A 15497-nucleotide genomic window follows, 5' to 3' on the forward strand; every position below is an offset into this window, starting at 1 on the left:
TCAACTAATTTTACCAATTCCGGGCTATGGTCTGTCGACTATGGACCATCGACTATCGACTATTTGATTAATTATAATTCTGTTGCCTGTGGACCATGGACTGATAAAAGAACCTAAACCAGTGGAATCGCGGCCATGGTCCAGAGGTCAGAAAATCTTAAGCCCCAGGAATTACATTTTTCTGAAAGATGTGCTTTGGTTGGCGCTCACCGCTTTTGGCGGACCACAGGCGCATATTTCGATGATGTTTAAGATTCTGGTGGAAAAACGCCGCTATTTGACCGAGGCGGAGTTAATCGAGTTAAATGCGCTTTGCCAGATTTTACCGGGCCCTACCTCTACCCAAACCATTACGGCTATTGGCTTCCGCATGGGCGGGCCTAACTTAGCCTATCTTACTCTCCTTGTCTGGATTGCGCCGGCTACTATCATCATGACCTTGATGGGATTAACCATGTCGTATTTGCAGGCTAATAACATATCGCTGCGGTTTACCCGTTTTATTTTGCCCATGGCCGTGGGCTTTGTGTCCTTTGCGGCTTACCGCATTAGTTCTAAGGTAGTTAATACCAAAACCGGTATTGGCATGATGGTGATCTCGGCTAATATTTCTTATTTTTTCAATATGCCCTGGGTGTACCCAATTCTTCTGATTGCAGGTGGAGCGGTTACGGCTTTGCGATACAAGGCACAACCCATTGAGCCGGATAAAAACATTAAGATTAACTGGAGCAATTTTATTTTGTATACCGCCGTGTTTATAGCGGCGGCGGTATTAGGCGGCACTACCCAAATGCGCGGCTTTAAGCTATTCGAAAACTTTTACCGGAATGGCAGTTTAATTTTTGGCGGCGGGCAGGTACTCATTCCGTTGATGTACTCGCAATTTGTAGAGTTTAAGCAATACTTAACTTCCGAAGAATTTTTGTCGGGGTTTGCGATTGTGCAGGCCTTACCCGGGCCCGTGTTTGCGTTCTGTTCGTACCTGGGTGCCTTGGCTATGCGCGATTATGGCATTGGCGGACAGCTATTAGGTTCTTTAATCGGTACGGTGGGTATTTTTCTGCCGGGTACGTTTTTAATCTTTTTTGTTATCCGGTTTTGGGGCGAACTCCGCAAGTACCGGGTTATTAAAGCTTCACTGGAAGGAATTAACGCCGTTAGTTCGGGTATGGTAGCGGCGGCCGCCATTTTGTTGTATCATCCTATCGACACGAATCTGGCGAATATTGCCATTGTAGTCGGCACTTTCTGCCTCTTGCTCTGGACCGAAGTACCACCCCCTTACATCATCTTAACGGGCTTGCTAACCGGGCTTTTATTTTAAAAAATTTAAAATTTTACTCGCCTTGTAGCGTAATTACCAGCCAACGGCGGGTAGCGTGGTCGCGATGTTCGCCGAGGTAAATGCCTTGCCAGGTTCCCAGATTGAAAGCACCATCCGTAATAGGTATAGAAACCGAATTGCCCAGTAACGAAGCTTTTATATGCGCCGGCATATCATCCGGACCTTCCAACGTGTGGCGGTAATGCGGGGCATTTTCCGGTACCATCTTGTTGAAATGGCTTTCAAAATCCTGCCTTACCGTAAAATCCGCGTTTTCGTTAATGGTTAAACTGGCCGAGGTATGTTTAATAAAAATGTGCGCCAACCCCACTTTTATGCCTTCCAGTTCGGGCAATTCGGCGGTAAGCAAATCGGTAATTAAATGATAACCGCGTTTAAGGGCGGGCAAGCGAATACTTTTTTGGTACCATTTCATTCCTTCGTACGTTCGTAAGCGCCCGGATCGGGTGTGTTTGGGTGGCGGTTTTTATTATCTAGGTCTTTGGTGATTGCGGGCAACGCCCAGGCTTTGTTGCTGGCCGGCGATAAGGTATCTAACCGGAAATCCGGCACATTCGCTTCCAGCATGCTAATAGGCGCTTTAAATTTGGGATCGAGGTTCAGCAAATTATTACAGCAGACAAACGCCGGATGTTCGGCAAAGCTAACGGTTTGCAACACCGAATTTTTAAATTCTAACTGCGGCGTGGTACCGGCTTCATTTTTCATTTGAATCTGATCGGCGTAATTGCTGTTGCTTCGATTACCCGACCAAATAATAGAATTTTGCACGAATAATTTAACGCGGTAACTGGAAATAGGTTGATCAACTTCTTTTAATTGATCTGCGAATTGCAAAGTAACGGTTTCGGGCCGAAAGCCAACGGTGTAATTGGCCAGGGTACAATAAATAAACTGGTAGTTACCGCCGCCCAAACCCTGCACCGCACTCTGCCCACAGTTGGTTATCAACGAATTTACTGCCCGCACATCGGCTCCGTAGCTCCGAATGCCAGTTTCAAACATATTCTGGATAACGGTTTGGTTAATTTCCAGATCGTAATCCGCTTCATCATTATCTGGATTAGCCGCCCAAAGTCCGTAAGTAGCATTTTTAATATCCGCAAAATAAAGGTGATTATCCTGGCTGGTTGCTTCAAACTTAATGCCCTGCCATTGACCGGGCACATCGTCGTACAATAGCTCCCGCCTAATTCCTTTAAAAGAAACTCGTTTGTTGCTGGTGCCATTTACCTGCAAGCTGCCGTTAACAAGTAAAGCGGCATCTTTCCCGAAGTAGATCTTTGCACCTGCCTCGATGGTTAATTTTACGCCGGCGTTTACTTTAACAAAGTGATTTATGACGTGTGGTTTATCAGCTTTCCAGGTAGTGTTGGCGGTAATTTCGGTTTTGTTATGAAAGTAGGCGTTTTGGCCGTAACTCACCACGGGTATTTGCTGGCGATTAGAATTGGTTAAAAAGGTAATCGCATTGGTTAGGATGAAAGCAGAAGTATCGGAAGTAGCCGGTATTTTCACTTTTACCAACACCAACAAGCTATCCTGGCCGCGGAGCAGTAGGTTATTTACTTCGTTAGCTTCCTGTCCATCGATAATTAACTGGTAAGCTGCATCAGCCTGAGCTAGCTTTACTTCGCTTATTTTTACAGCTTTCTCCTGACGGTTGTACACCCACACGGCCCGGCTCACGCTGCCGGTATTTACAAAAACGGTATCGAACTTAATTGAATCGGTGGAGAACTCCAGTTTAGCAGTTGGATTGGTGGTAATGATGTCTTCTTTTGGTTCGCAAGCGGTTAAACTGTATAGGAGCCAGCAGAAAGTGAGGCAAAAAGCAGCTAATCTTGCGGATACTTTAATAGTAAAAACTTGTGTCGCTTTGGGTAATAACACTGCTTTGATTAGTAATTGTACTGGTAATGCTGCTGTTATTCTTTGGAGCCTTTTCAAGCCTTCATTCATTGGTGCTATCTAATTGGCTACCTACAAGTTTGCCTCCTGGCCGGCAGGCCCCGTTTGGCTCTTCCGGGCTGGTCTAAGCTTGTTTTGTTCGTGCCTCACAATGCCTCGTGCCTCGGCACCACAACCTTAGAAGGCCCTCCACAGCCAAACTGATGTCGTTTACTTTTAGCTGCGGCTTATCTTTCACTCTAAATAGCTATATGGTCTAATATGACCTAATAAAGACTTTGTTGCAACGTTGAGAATGGGATAGGTAAAAAAGGGATTGCAGTCTATCTTTGTAGTGACGAAACCATAAAGAAGAGATGTTACCATCGCCTACAATCCCGGCTAAAGATAGGTATAAAGTTAAAAATTGGAAAGCCTATACTAGCAGTTTAGTTCAAAGAGGTAGTTTGACTTTATGGCTGGAAGATTCCGTGTTAAGAGCGTGGCGCGAGATTGATCCGAGCCAGAAAGTAGTAGGGGAATGCTTATATGCTGATTGTGTAATCCAATGCTGTTTGTTGTTAGGCCAGGTGTATCATCAGCCGCTGCGGCAGACGACCGGCTTTGTTTCTAGTTTGCTGGCGATGTTAGGCTATAAAGATTATGCCGTACCAGATTATACTACTCTTTGCCGCCGACAAAGCTGCCTGCCAGTAGAAGTAAGTAAAGCATTAGCCCGCAACCGAAAGCTAGCTATTGCGCTCGATTCTACCGGTTTAAAAGTATACGGGGAAGGCGAGTGGAAAGTAAGAAAACACGGGGCTTCCAAGCATAGAACTTGGCGCAAATTGCACATCGGTATTGCTGTTGATACCCAAGAGATCGTTTTTGTGGCGTTGACTACGAATGGGGAAGATGATGCGGTGGTCGCGGGCAAGTTGCTGCAAGGCAAGACTGCTCAGCTGAGTAGTTTTATAGGGGATGGCGCTTATGATGACTTTAAGTTGCGAGAGCTCCTAGCAGGGGGCATTAAGCAAATTATACCCCCGTCCAAAGATGCAGTGGTACATAAAGGTACCCAGAAGAAGCCGGTACCAGAATACCTACGGCAGCGCAATGAGGCAGTCGAATATAGGCAAGAGCACGATCGAAAAGCCTGGAAAATCCAAGCTGGCTATCATCGCCGAAGTTTAAATGAGGTAGCTATGTTTCGCTACAAAACTACTTTCTCCGCCCAGATGAGGACCCGGAAAATAGAAAATCAGAAAACAGAAGTAGAACTAAAATGTAAAATCTTAAACATCTATCGCCACCAGGGAATGCCTCTGGCCTACCTAGTAGCTTAGCTACTGCTCGCTATAAGCGAGCTAGTAGAAAAGAGTCCCGTTGCAACAAAGTCACTATTAATTGTAACTCAGTATAGAACTTACAGCTAGTAAAAAGCAATCTCCAAAGTACAAATTTTTAAATTTTAGCCACTTTATAAAACAAACGTAGCGAGCATTACTACCCGCTACGTTTGTTTTAACTTTTCAACCTTACAACTTTACAACCTTCTAACTATTTAACCTGCAACTTGTAACCTGCAACTTGTAACCTGCAACTTGTAACCTGCAACTTGTAACCTGCAACCTAATTAAGCTACCCCTTCTTTCAGGCGTTCGGCGTTTTCGGCAATGCGGAGTTCTTCGATGAAGTCGTCAATCTGGCCATCCATTACGTTGGGCAGGTTGTACACGGTATAACCAATGCGGTGATCGGTTACACGGCCTTGTGGGTAGTTGTAGGTCCGGATTTTATCGGAACGGTCGCCGCCGCCTACCATGCTTTTGCGCTGGGCACCCATTTCTTCGTTTTTCTTGGCTAATTCTACTTCGTAAATCCGGGAACGCAGTACTTTTAAGGCTTTATCATAGTTTTTCAGCTGCGATTTCTGATCCTGACACTGCGCCATAATACCGGTTGGTAAGTGCGTTAAACGAACCGCCGAATACGTGGTGTTTACCGACTGTCCGCCTGGTCCGGAAGCACAGAACAAATCTTTCCGGATTTCATTCATATCCAATTCAATATCAAATTCTTCTACTTCCGGTAGTACTACTATGCTGGCTACGGAGGTATGGATCCGGCCTTGGGTTTCGGTAGCGGGTACACGTTGTACGCGGTGCACCCCCGATTCGAATTTCATTTTGCCGTACACATCTTCGCCGGAAATACTGCTGATAATCTCTTTATAACCACCAGACGTTCCTTCCTGCGCATCGATTAATTCCATGCGCCAGCCTTGCTTTTCTGCCAGACGGGAGTACATGCGGTGCAAATCGCCGGCAAAAATAGAGGCCTCGTCGCCACCGGCACCGGCCCGGATTTCGATAATAATGTTCTTACTGTCGTTCGGGTCTTTCGGAATAAGCAAATTTTTAATTCCTTCTTCCAGTTCTTCCAGTTGCGGGTAGAGCTCATCGAGTTCTTCCTTAGCCATTTCCCGGAACTCTTCGTCTTTTTCCGTAGCAATTACTTGCTTGGCATTATCAATGTTGCCGAGCAGGTTCTGGTATTTTCTGTACTCAATTACAATTTTTTCGAGGTCTTTGTATTCTTTATTAAGCGACTTGTATTTTTTCATGTCGCTCATACTTTCGGGTTGTTGTAAGAGCTCACTTACTTCTTCAAAACGCTCTTTTATAGCCTCTAACTTATCTAACATAACGGCAATGTATCTGTTTTAAAACGCAAAGTTAATAAAATTTACCGGTTGTTGGTGAACCGTTTAAGTAAATTGCCAGGAGTAGTTCTGATGCTGTTCCTGTTGTTTCGCATTTACCTATCCCGGATATTTGTTTGTATTTAAACGCCTTTATCAGCCGGTAAGTATTACAACTATAAAACCCCATTTTATGCTGATTTGTTCTCTTTATCGGAAGCTGTCTCTGTTCCGGTCTTTATTTTTACTTCTTACCAGTACATTGGCACTTAGCAGTTGCGAACCGAAAAAGCTGCCGAACGGGAAAGAAATAGCCGAGGAAATGGAACGCCATTTGGTTAAACGAATTACCAGCGAAATGATTTCGAAGGAAACCGGCCGGGTGGGTGACAGCATTATCCAGACAGCGGATCAGCAGATGCTAATTTTTTTAAAAAATGAGCTGGATTCAAACGATTTTAAAGCTGCCCTGCATTACCGCCAAGTAATGAAAGATTCGGTATTAACGCAGATGGCGCAAAAATACCAGGCGCAGTTAGGGCGAAGTGGCAAAAGCTGGTCGAATGCCGCCACCGATCCAGCGAGTTTACTGCTGCAAGAGCAACTGAAACAATACCAGGCCTTTCAGACGCAAAAGCAAACTTTGAAACCGCAGGTAATCCGGGTAGGCAGCGAAGAGTTGCTCTATACCAAACCAATTTTTATGACGGATGCTTTATGCCTCCAATGCCATGGTCAGCCAGAAAAAACGCTCACTTCGGAAAATCAGCAGTTATTACCGAAAAACTTTAAGACTACGCATGCTGGTTATCAATCGGGCGATTGGGCCGGAATGTGGTACGTACGGTTTAAATCGAAAGGCATCCTGGATAGCATCACCCAGAAAAGGAAAAAGTCCCGGCGCGGCCAACCGATTTTCGGTAAACCCGATTCGGTGAAGAAGTAATTAGCTTGTTATATGTGCTTGGTTACAGGCAGCAAAATTTTAAATTTTTAAAAATTAGATAGCTCTTCTTAAAATGCGTTTGCTCAGTTGGCGTACTTGCAACTTTACTTAACTTCGAACTTGTTCATACGTATCAAATATTTTAATTTTACACGTATGGATACGAAACTTACTTTAGTACTAGACAAGAATATTATTGAACGAGCTAAGTCTTACGCTTCTACTAAAAAGACTAGTTTATCCAAGTTGATAGAGACTTATTTAGATCGGGTTACGGCTGAAGAGTAATCTAATGAGGAAATTTCACCTTTGGTAAAAAGCCTTTCAGGGGTTATTTCTATTCCGGAAAATTTAAATCATAAAGAGGAATATGCTAATCATTTAGCCAACAAATATATGAATAACTAAAATATTCATTGACACAGATGTCTGTCTGGATTTATTAGCCAAAAGAGAACCCCATTATCTACACGCTGCTATTTTGTTCACCTTGGCCGACAAAGGGGAGCTTCAATTATTTGTTTCTTCTCTTTGTTTTTCCAACTTAAATTATCTGCTATCCAGACAATACTCCCTAACGGAAGCGAGAAGAATTTTAAGTAGGTTTAAAGTACTCGTACAAGTTCTACCAGTAGATGATAAAGTTATTGAGTTAGCCCTGCATTCAAAATTTAAAAATTTTGAAGATGCTATTCCGTATTTCACCGCTATAGAATCCGGAATTACTTTTTTGCTGACTAGAAATATAAAAGACTACAAGAAAGCGGAAATACCAGTACAGACGCCAGAGCTTTATATACAGGCAAGAGAAAAATAAAAAATGGTTGCTGTCAACCAAGGACAACCTATTTTTGGTAAGCTAAATTCGGTGAAGAAGTATTAATGGACTTGTCTAAAAAGTGCTTTAATACTTTTTAGCTGTTGTTAGGCGGAGTATTTTTTTTCCTTGTTTTTCTCTTTTTACAGTAAAATATTACTTTCAATACAACTTTTTTCAATTAACACTTAGCAAGAAATTACAAGAATATAAAGGTGTAACAAACTTAATAACAAGAGTATGTTTAAAATAAATTAAGGTGTTATTCCTTGTTAATGATAAGTTTGCCGGAATAATAGTCATCGTAATTGAAAGAAGAAAATGCAACTCTTCTAACAAAATCTTTGCTCGTATAAATGGTTATTGTCGCTTTAGAATATTCCTCAGGTAACTCTTCAATTGAATCTATTTGATTTTCAGTATAATTGGGATGCTCTTCTTTAAAATCTTCAATGTCTACATTCAGGGCTGCCCCAGGACTATTAAGCCCAGTTTCATCAATAATTTTTGAAAGATACCATTGGTTATCGTGTTTACTAAATGTAAAAAAAAAATCCTCACGGGTATAAGAACTACGTACTCCTTCCCCACTTCCAAAATAACTTATTAAAAAGCCTGTACCTATAGAATCTGGATATATACCATCTGGCTCATGTAATGTAGATATAGGATAATCTAAAATGTTGTTGTTAGATGCTTTTAAAGACAGCATCTTGTTTCTGTCCCTAATTATAAGCAAGACATTCAACTTTTCTTCACTTGCTTCAATCACTTCATAATCCAAATTGCCATCTTCATCTTTTGGAAGTGGTTTACCGATAGATAATAGATAGTCACTTGAACCATCCGCATTTATATCACCTCGTTCAAGAGCATAAGTAACCTGACCTTTACCAACAAATGATTTAAGTTCATTAGGAATCTCTATTCCACCCTTTTGTGGTTTTGTATTATTAATTATAGCATCAGATTCAGCTGAATCTGCCTTTATAGTTGTAGCAAAAGCATCAAATGCAGGTTTTTCCTCTTCTACTTTTTTGGTTGAGTTATCATTATAACTAATGATAAATAGAGAAAATCCAATAAATAGATGTAAGATGTTTTTCATATATTCTTATTACTGCCAACTACCTACCCCACCAAAATTTTAAAAAATTACAGATAAAAGTAACCTTCGCCTACCAACACGCTCTTCCCTCCTACTTTTACTTGAGTAATGGTATTACTTTCTTGGCCAATAGTTAAATACAATAAACTAGAGCGGCCCATTTCGTAGCCTTGCTCGCAAATGATACTGGCAACTGGTTGATCAGGTACCAGTTTGTTTTGCACCAAATAACAACCCAAAGGACCGCAAGCACTGCCGGTGGCCGGATCTTCGGGGATGCCAAAAGCGGGCGCAAACATGCGACCATGTACCGTATTCGCCGGATCTTCTGTTTCCAGGGAAAACAAAAACACACTTTGGCTCCCGATGTGGCTCAATTGGTTTTCAAAAACTTCGTTACGTAAACGCGCTTTTTTTACCGCTGCCAGGTTCTTGAGGGGTACGCATAAATAAGGCACCCCGCACGACACCACTTGAGCGGGAGGCTCCGGTAAAATATCATCCAGGCTCAACGAAAGCAGATCGGCCAAAATTTGTACATCCGTCACAATCTCCCCGAATTTGGGTAAAGGTTGCGTCATGGTAATCAAACCGAACTCTTTCCCATTTTGCTCGAAGGCTACGGGTATGTCGCCCACGCCTTCTTCAAAAACTAAAGGATTTCGGCCAGCGGTAGCCAGTAGTTCTTGTTGCAGCAACACGAAAGCGGTGCCAATGGTCGGGTGTCCGGCCATGGGTAACTCTTGGCCAGGCGTAAAAATGCGCAGTTTAATATCGTTCTGCGAATTTACCGGTGGTAGTACAAATGTAGTTTCCGAAAGATTCAATTCTTTGGCAATCTGCTGCATTAAGTGCTCCGGCACTTCTTCGCCTTTTGGGAATACGGCTAATTGGTTACCACCAAAAACGCTATCTGTGAAAACATCTACCAAGTAGTAAAAAGCTTTTTTCATGACTGGGTAGCGGCCAAAGCCTGATCAATGTCGGCAATTAAATCGTTCACGTTTTCTAAACCCACCGAAATTCGGATCAGACCCGCGGATATTCCTACCGCTTCCCGTTCGGCATCGGTTAGTTTTGAATGGGTGGTAGAAGCCGGGTGCGTGATAGTGGTGCGGGAGTCGCCGAGGTTAGCGGTTTTAGAAGCTATTTTTAAAGCATCCATAAACTTGTGCGCGCGGGCATATCCGCCTTTTACTACAAACGTTACAATGCCACCGCCTTGCTTCATTTGCTTTTTCGCCAGTTCGTACTGCGGGTGCGAAGGTAAAAACGGGTACAATACGCTTTCCAGTTCCGTGTGCTGATCCAGGTGTTGCGCTATGGCCAAGGCGTTTTTGCAGTGCCGGTCCATGCGCACCGGTAAGGTTTCGAGGCTTTTGCTTAAGACCCAGGCGTTAAACGGCGACAATGCCGGACCGGTATGGCGCGCAAAAAAACGGATTTCGTCGATTAAATCCTGTCGACCTACAATAACGCCGCCTAAAACCCGTCCTTGCCCGTCGATAAATTTAGTGGCCGAATGAATGACTAAGTCGGCCCCGTACGGAATGGGCGTTTGCAAATACGGTGTAGCAAAGCAATTATCGACACTTAAGATTAGATTATGCTTCTTTTTTAAATTTCCGAGCCATTCCAGGTCAATTAGCTCTAACTGCGGGTTAGAAGGTGTTTCGATGTAGATGAGTTTAGTATTTGGCTGGATTAAGGCTTCCCATTCTTCGGGGCGAGCGGCATCGGCGTAGGTAAAGGTAATGCCCCACTTAGCTAATACTTTAGTTAGTAATTGATGCGTAGAACCAAATACCGACCGTGAGGCCAAAATATGGTCGCCGGATTGCAGAATAGCGCCAAACCCCGAAAATACGGCTGACATACCCGTAGCAAATGCAAATCCATCATCAGCACCTTCCAGCACGCACATTTTATCAATTAACTCCGACGTATTCGGGTTAGAAAAACGGGAATAGATGTTGCCTTCTATTTCGTCGGCAAATAAGGCGCGGCCTTGCTCGGCTGTTTCGAAGGTAAAGCTGGAGGTTAAATAAAGCGGCGTAGAGTGCTCGCGGAACTCGCTGCGTTTCGGGTAGGTGCGGATTACTTGGGTTTCTTTATCTTTCACGGGTTTGATTCGGGTTACAGGTTACAAGTTGCAGGTTGCAAGTTATGGGTTGAAAAGTTAGATAGTTGTAAGGTTGAAAAGTTGCAGGTTACAGGTTGCAAGTTTCAAGTTAAAAAAGTTATGAATTTGAAAGCTGAGTTAATTAAATTTTGCTTTTAAGTGCTTACCATTATTTTCTTTGTCATTCAGGAGGAAACTTGTTGGCTACGCAGCTTGTAAGTTCTAGTGGTTAGTAATTAATTCTGACTTAAGTTGCTAATAGGTTGATTAGGTGATTGATTCTAGAAAAATTAATCTTTTAAAAAATCATGGTGATGATGTTGCGCAGACTTACTACGATAACAATTACTCCTACTAAAATCATCATGGTTTTTATGGGCAGTTTACGTGCCAGCACCGCCGCAATTGGAGCCGCCACTACCCCACCCAGTACCAGTCCGGCTACTACCTGCCAGTGATTAAAGCCCAGCAGTGTAATAAACGTAATAGAGCTGGCCAGCGACACAAAAAACTCCGCCAGGTTTACTGATCCAATGGTGTACAAAGGACTGCGGCCACTGGCAATCAGCGACGAAGACACAATAGGTCCCCAACCGCCACCACCCACTGAATCCAGGAAGCCGCCAAATGTGGCGAGTACACCTAATTTCTTAATGGGTTTGCGCTTGGTAGTTTTCTTTATAGCTTTTTTGATAATAACGCCGCCCAGGAACAAAGTATAGCAAGCCACCAGCGGTTTAATGATATATAAATAGTTTTCGGCGGATGAAAGAATGTAAGCTCCCAGAATAGCTCCTAATACACCGGGCAAGAGTAAATTTTTAAATAATTTGCTGTTTACATTCCTAAAACGCAGGTGCATGAGGCCCGATACGCCGCTGGTAAATATCTCGGAGGCGTGAACGCTGGCACTGGCTATAGCGGGTGGAATGCCCACCGTGAGTAAAAATGTGCTGGCGCTCACGCCGTAAGCCATGCCCAAAGCGCCATCAATCATTTGGGCCACAAAACCCGCCAGCATAAACCACAAAATGCTCGAATCAATTTCGCCGGCCAGGCGCAGCGCGTAACCGCCAATAATATCGAATGGCAAAAAACTAAACAGCAGATGCCCGGAAATCATCAAACCTAAGCAGGCAAAACCAATGAGTACCCGGTAGCGCCAGGAATGCTTGATGTGCTGCACCAAAGGTACCGGTGCGGGTTTAGAAACTTCGGTGATAGCGGGAGGAGCTGGTTTATCCACCAGCATAGCCGTGATGGTATTTAGCTGCTTTACTTTTTCGGCAAAATCACCTTTTAGGCTGTTCCGGATTTGTTGCAGGTTATCCAGTACCGATTCCAATTCGTTCGGGAAAGTTTCGTTTAATACTTCTTTTACTCGTTTGGCTACCGTGGGCGATTTGCCGTTGGTAGAAATCGCAATTTTTAAATTTCCTTTCTGGACGATAGAACTCAGGTAAAAATCGCATTCGTTAGGGGTATCAGCTACGTTGGCGAGCAACTTGCGAGCTTTGGCCTGTTGTTTAATTTCCCGGTTTAAAGCTTTATTATCGGTGGCCACAATAACTAAATCCTTGCCTTCCAGATCCGTTATTTCGTAAGGTCTTTCGATTAAAGTAACCTGCGGGTAGGTTGCAACAAATTCCCGGATTTGCGGCAAAATTTGCGTAGCTACCAAAGTAACTCTTGCTTCGGGACTGTTGCGGAGCACCGCCGTAACCTTTTCTTCGCCCACAAAGCCACCGCCTACAATTAAAGTATGCAGTTCGTGCAGCTTCAGAAAAACCGGGAATAAGTAATTCTCCTGTGCCGTAGCGGTGAGTGGGTTAGAGTCAGTTAACACAATATTTTAAATCACAGATTAAACGGATTATACAGATTACGCAGATTATTGTCTGAATCGCGGATTTACTGAATTACGCGGATTTCTAAGTTTACTAATAAGTAGAAATCCGCGCCACTCATGGAAAAACATTGCTCCTGAAACAGGAAACTTCTACCCATTTCAGGAGCATCATTGAATCCGCGTAATCCGGTTAATCCGCGATTCAGACAAATTAAGCGTTCAGCAAATCAACTAATACTTCCGGCCGTTTTACTTCGTCGCCGCGGAAGGTTTTAGCCGCCGTTAAGAAGCTATCGGCTTCGGTTAAGAATTGTAACGCAAACTCCTGGCTAGGCTCGTTCTGATTGATTTGCAGCACATGCGTTTTAAAATCTGGCTCGAATGTAAAAGTACCATTGGCTACAAAGTTGGTATCAAAATCGTTGATAATGCCGATTTGCGTGTTACAGGCAATTCCTTTGCCCAACAACAAGGCTTTAGCGGTACCTACAAAAATGCTGTAGCTGTGGTAAATAGAATCGGCGTACATGCCATTTTTTAAAGCTTCTACGGCCCACTCCAGCTTTTCTTCTACCTCGTACAATAAAGTAGCCACCAGGTCAATCATGACGCCGGCGCACTCTCCTACGCCAATGGCCGTCGCGTATTCTTCTACGTGGCCCCAGTCTTTGTAATCATCGGGAGCCATGGTGCTTAAATCGGCCAGCGGTTTTAATAACTGGTAGAAGTAGTTTTTGCCTTGGCGGTCGTAATACGAGTTAAAGTATTCGCCGTCTTGTGCGTTGGCTTCAAAGTCGTTGAACAAGAAGCGCAAAATGTGCGGACCACGTTTGGTAGGCACTTTAATTACCCGGTCAGCTACGCGGCCTTCGCCGTTACCCAAGGTGCCACCACCCAACATTACCTGTAAAGCCGGCACTACCGCGGTGCCGTGTTTAATAGAACTGCCGTGAAAACCAATGTTGGCCAAACCATGTTGCCCGCAAGAGTTCATGCAACCACTAATTTTAATTTTTATGTCGTGGTTATAGATTAAATCCGGAAATTCTTCTTTAATCATGTCTTCCAGCACTTCCGTAATGCCCATGCTGTTGGTAATACCTAAGTTACAAGTATCGGTGCCGGGGCAAGTAGTAATATCGGCAGTGCTGTCGAAACCCGGTTTGGCTAAACCTAACTTGTTTAATTCCTGGAAGAAATAAGGTAAAGCTTCCGGGCGAATGTATTTAAAAAGTAGGCCTTGGTTAGCCGTAATCCGGATATCGTCGGCGGCAAAATCTTGCACCAAAGCGGCTAGTTTACGCGCCTCAGCGGTTTTAATATCGCCCATTAACACGCGGGCTTTTACCGAGTAAAATCCTTTTTGCTTTTGCTCGGTTACATTGGTTTTTAACCAGGCTTCGTAATGGTTCTGATTTAAAATTTCAACGGCCGGAATCTCGCGAGCGGGCGCTGGTTCCGGTTGCTGTACGCTGTTGCGGTCGATGGTATAGGTCTTGCTTTTGATGGCGGTACGTTCCTGGGCCACTAAGTCCATGAAAGCTTCAAAGCCAATTTTAGCAATTAAGTATTTCAAACGCGCTTTGTTGCGGCTGGTGCGTTCGCCGTGGCGGTCGAATACCCGGATAATGGCTTCGACTAACGGAATAACCTGGTCTTCGGGTAAAAACTCGTAACCTAGTTTGGCCAGCATGGGTTGCGCGCCAAGCCCTCCACCCAATACTACCCGGAAACCGCGTACTTCTTCGCCGTTTTCAATTTTTACTTTCGGTACAAATCCTACATCGTGCATGTAGGCCATAGCGGTATCGGCTTCGGAGGCCGAGAACGCAATTTTAAATTTCCGGCCCATGTCCTGGCATATTGGGTTGCGCACAAAATACCGGAAGGTTTCGTAAGCGTACGGCGATACATCAAACGGTTCTTCGGGGTTAATGCCCGCATCATAAGAAGCTGTTACGTTCCGTACGGTGTTCCCGCAAGCTTCGCGCAAAGTAATATCATCTTCGGCCAGTTTCGCCCATAGTTCGGGGGTGCGATCCAGGCTTACAAAGTGAATCTGAATATCCTGACGCGTAGTTAAGTGCAGGTTTTTGCTCGCGTACTCATCCGATACATCGGCAATTTTAAGTAATTGCTTTACGGTTAAACGGCCGAAAGGCAATTTTATACGCACCATTTGCACGCCGGGCTGGCGCTGCCCGTAAATACCGCGCGTTAAACGCAGGCTCCGGAATTTTTCGTCGGCGATCTGGCCGCCCCGGAATAGACGTATTTTTTTATCGAGATCAATAATCTCTTTGGAAACCAACGGATTTTCAAATTCGGTCCGAAAACTTAACATGGTATACTATTTAAATCTTTTATCTTTTTTAAATTAAAAAGGCCTTCTCTTACTGGAGAAAGGCCCGCGCAAAACTATGGATTCCGCAGAACGCAATAGCTTATACCGGCCGATCTTTCTGAACGGCGAAACAACACATACAACAACAGGAAGCCATTACATTTAACATATTATTTATATCGTTTTAATAGAATTAGTCCGGAATTAAAAAGGCCTTTTCTGGTTGCAGAAAAGGCCTTTTCGTAATTATATCAATTCACAATTAAGCCTTTCCTGCCGGAGCCATACAACAGAAACCACAGCAAGCTGCGGGTACCCGATTGTTGGCCGAAGAAAAAGCGTTTGTGTTCATAATCTTAATTTGGTGCC

12 protein-coding genes and 1 pseudogene are annotated in these 15497 nt (G+C 43.9%); 5 read left to right on the forward strand and 8 right to left on the reverse strand.

Going from position 1 to position 15497, the window contains the following annotated elements:
- Positions 1-154 precede the first annotated feature (154 nt).
- Complete coding sequence (chrA, locus tag AHMF7616_RS21275; protein WP_115375719.1) at positions 155-1327, forward strand: chromate efflux transporter; 1173 nt, start codon at positions 155-157, stop codon at positions 1325-1327.
- Between the two features lie 13 nt (positions 1328-1340).
- Here the strand turns inward: chrA and AHMF7616_RS21280 are convergent, their stop codons facing one another.
- Both AHMF7616_RS21280 and AHMF7616_RS21285 read right to left on the reverse strand, forming a co-directional pair.
- Positions 1341-1763: a secondary thiamine-phosphate synthase enzyme YjbQ gene (locus AHMF7616_RS21280; protein ID WP_115374716.1), complete on the reverse strand. Its 423-nt coding sequence runs from the start codon at positions 1761-1763 to the stop codon at positions 1341-1343.
- Entirely contained in the window at positions 1760-3241 is a 1482-nt protein-coding gene (locus AHMF7616_RS21285; protein ID WP_115374717.1) for a hypothetical protein, read from the reverse strand. The genes AHMF7616_RS21280 and AHMF7616_RS21285 overlap by 4 nt, the downstream gene beginning before the upstream one ends.
- Before the next feature lie 374 nt (positions 3242-3615).
- On the opposite strand from AHMF7616_RS21285, the gene AHMF7616_RS21290 reads away from it, so the two are divergent.
- Positions 3616-4584, forward strand: a complete 969-nt coding sequence (locus AHMF7616_RS21290; RefSeq protein ID WP_115372075.1) for an IS5 family transposase — start codon at positions 3616-3618, stop codon at positions 4582-4584.
- A 290-nt stretch (positions 4585-4874) separates the two neighbouring features.
- On the opposite strand, the gene prfA is transcribed toward AHMF7616_RS21290, so the two are convergent.
- Complete coding sequence (prfA, locus tag AHMF7616_RS21295) at positions 4875-5945, reverse strand: peptide chain release factor 1 (protein ID WP_115374718.1); 1071 nt, start codon at positions 5943-5945, stop codon at positions 4875-4877.
- A 190-nt stretch (positions 5946-6135) separates the two neighbouring features.
- Between prfA and AHMF7616_RS21300 the strand changes: the two genes are divergently transcribed.
- From AHMF7616_RS21300 to AHMF7616_RS21310, 3 genes and pseudogenes are all read left to right on the forward strand, one after another.
- Positions 6136-6888 carry a c-type heme family protein gene (locus AHMF7616_RS21300; protein WP_147275749.1) on the forward strand — a complete coding sequence of 251 codons (753 nt, stop codon included), beginning with the start codon at positions 6136-6138 and terminating at the stop codon, positions 6886-6888.
- Positions 6889-7044: 156 nt separating this feature from the next.
- Positions 7045-7296, forward strand: a pseudogene (locus AHMF7616_RS27285) (DUF6364 family protein).
- 7 nt (positions 7297-7303) lie between these two features.
- Positions 7304-7705, forward strand: coding sequence for a type II toxin-antitoxin system VapC family toxin (locus tag AHMF7616_RS21310; protein WP_262511750.1), 402 nt, complete (start codon positions 7304-7306; stop codon positions 7703-7705).
- Positions 7706-7967: 262 nt separating this feature from the next.
- Here AHMF7616_RS21310 and AHMF7616_RS21315 read toward each other — a convergent pair whose 3' ends face one another.
- The 5 genes from AHMF7616_RS21315 to AHMF7616_RS21335 all read right to left on the reverse strand — a co-directional run bounded on the left by AHMF7616_RS21315 (position 7968) and on the right by AHMF7616_RS21335 (position 15128).
- Entirely contained in the window at positions 7968-8813 is an 846-nt protein-coding gene (locus AHMF7616_RS21315) for a hypothetical protein (RefSeq protein ID WP_115374721.1), read from the reverse strand.
- Between the two features lie 47 nt (positions 8814-8860).
- The gene (locus tag AHMF7616_RS21320) at positions 8861-9766 is read right to left on the reverse strand and encodes a PhzF family phenazine biosynthesis protein (RefSeq protein WP_115374722.1); all 906 of its coding nucleotides are present in this window, start codon (positions 9764-9766) and stop codon (positions 8861-8863) included.
- Positions 9763-10935 (reverse strand): trans-sulfuration enzyme family protein, encoded by a 1173-nt coding sequence (locus AHMF7616_RS21325; RefSeq protein WP_115374723.1) that lies wholly within the window; start codon positions 10933-10935, stop codon positions 9763-9765. The genes AHMF7616_RS21320 and AHMF7616_RS21325 overlap by 4 nt, the downstream gene beginning before the upstream one ends.
- Before the next feature lie 298 nt (positions 10936-11233).
- Positions 11234-12781, reverse strand: coding sequence for a TSUP family transporter (locus tag AHMF7616_RS27805; RefSeq protein WP_317047623.1), 1548 nt, complete (start codon positions 12779-12781; stop codon positions 11234-11236).
- Between the two features lie 214 nt (positions 12782-12995).
- Entirely contained in the window at positions 12996-15128 is a 2133-nt protein-coding gene (locus tag AHMF7616_RS21335) for a HEPN domain-containing protein (RefSeq protein WP_115374725.1), read from the reverse strand.
- Positions 15129-15497: the final 369 nt, after the last annotated feature.

Origin of the sequence: Adhaeribacter pallidiroseus (assembly GCF_003340495.1) — a bacterium.
GTDB classification, from domain to species: Bacteria; Bacteroidota; Bacteroidia; order Cytophagales; family Hymenobacteraceae; genus Adhaeribacter; species Adhaeribacter pallidiroseus.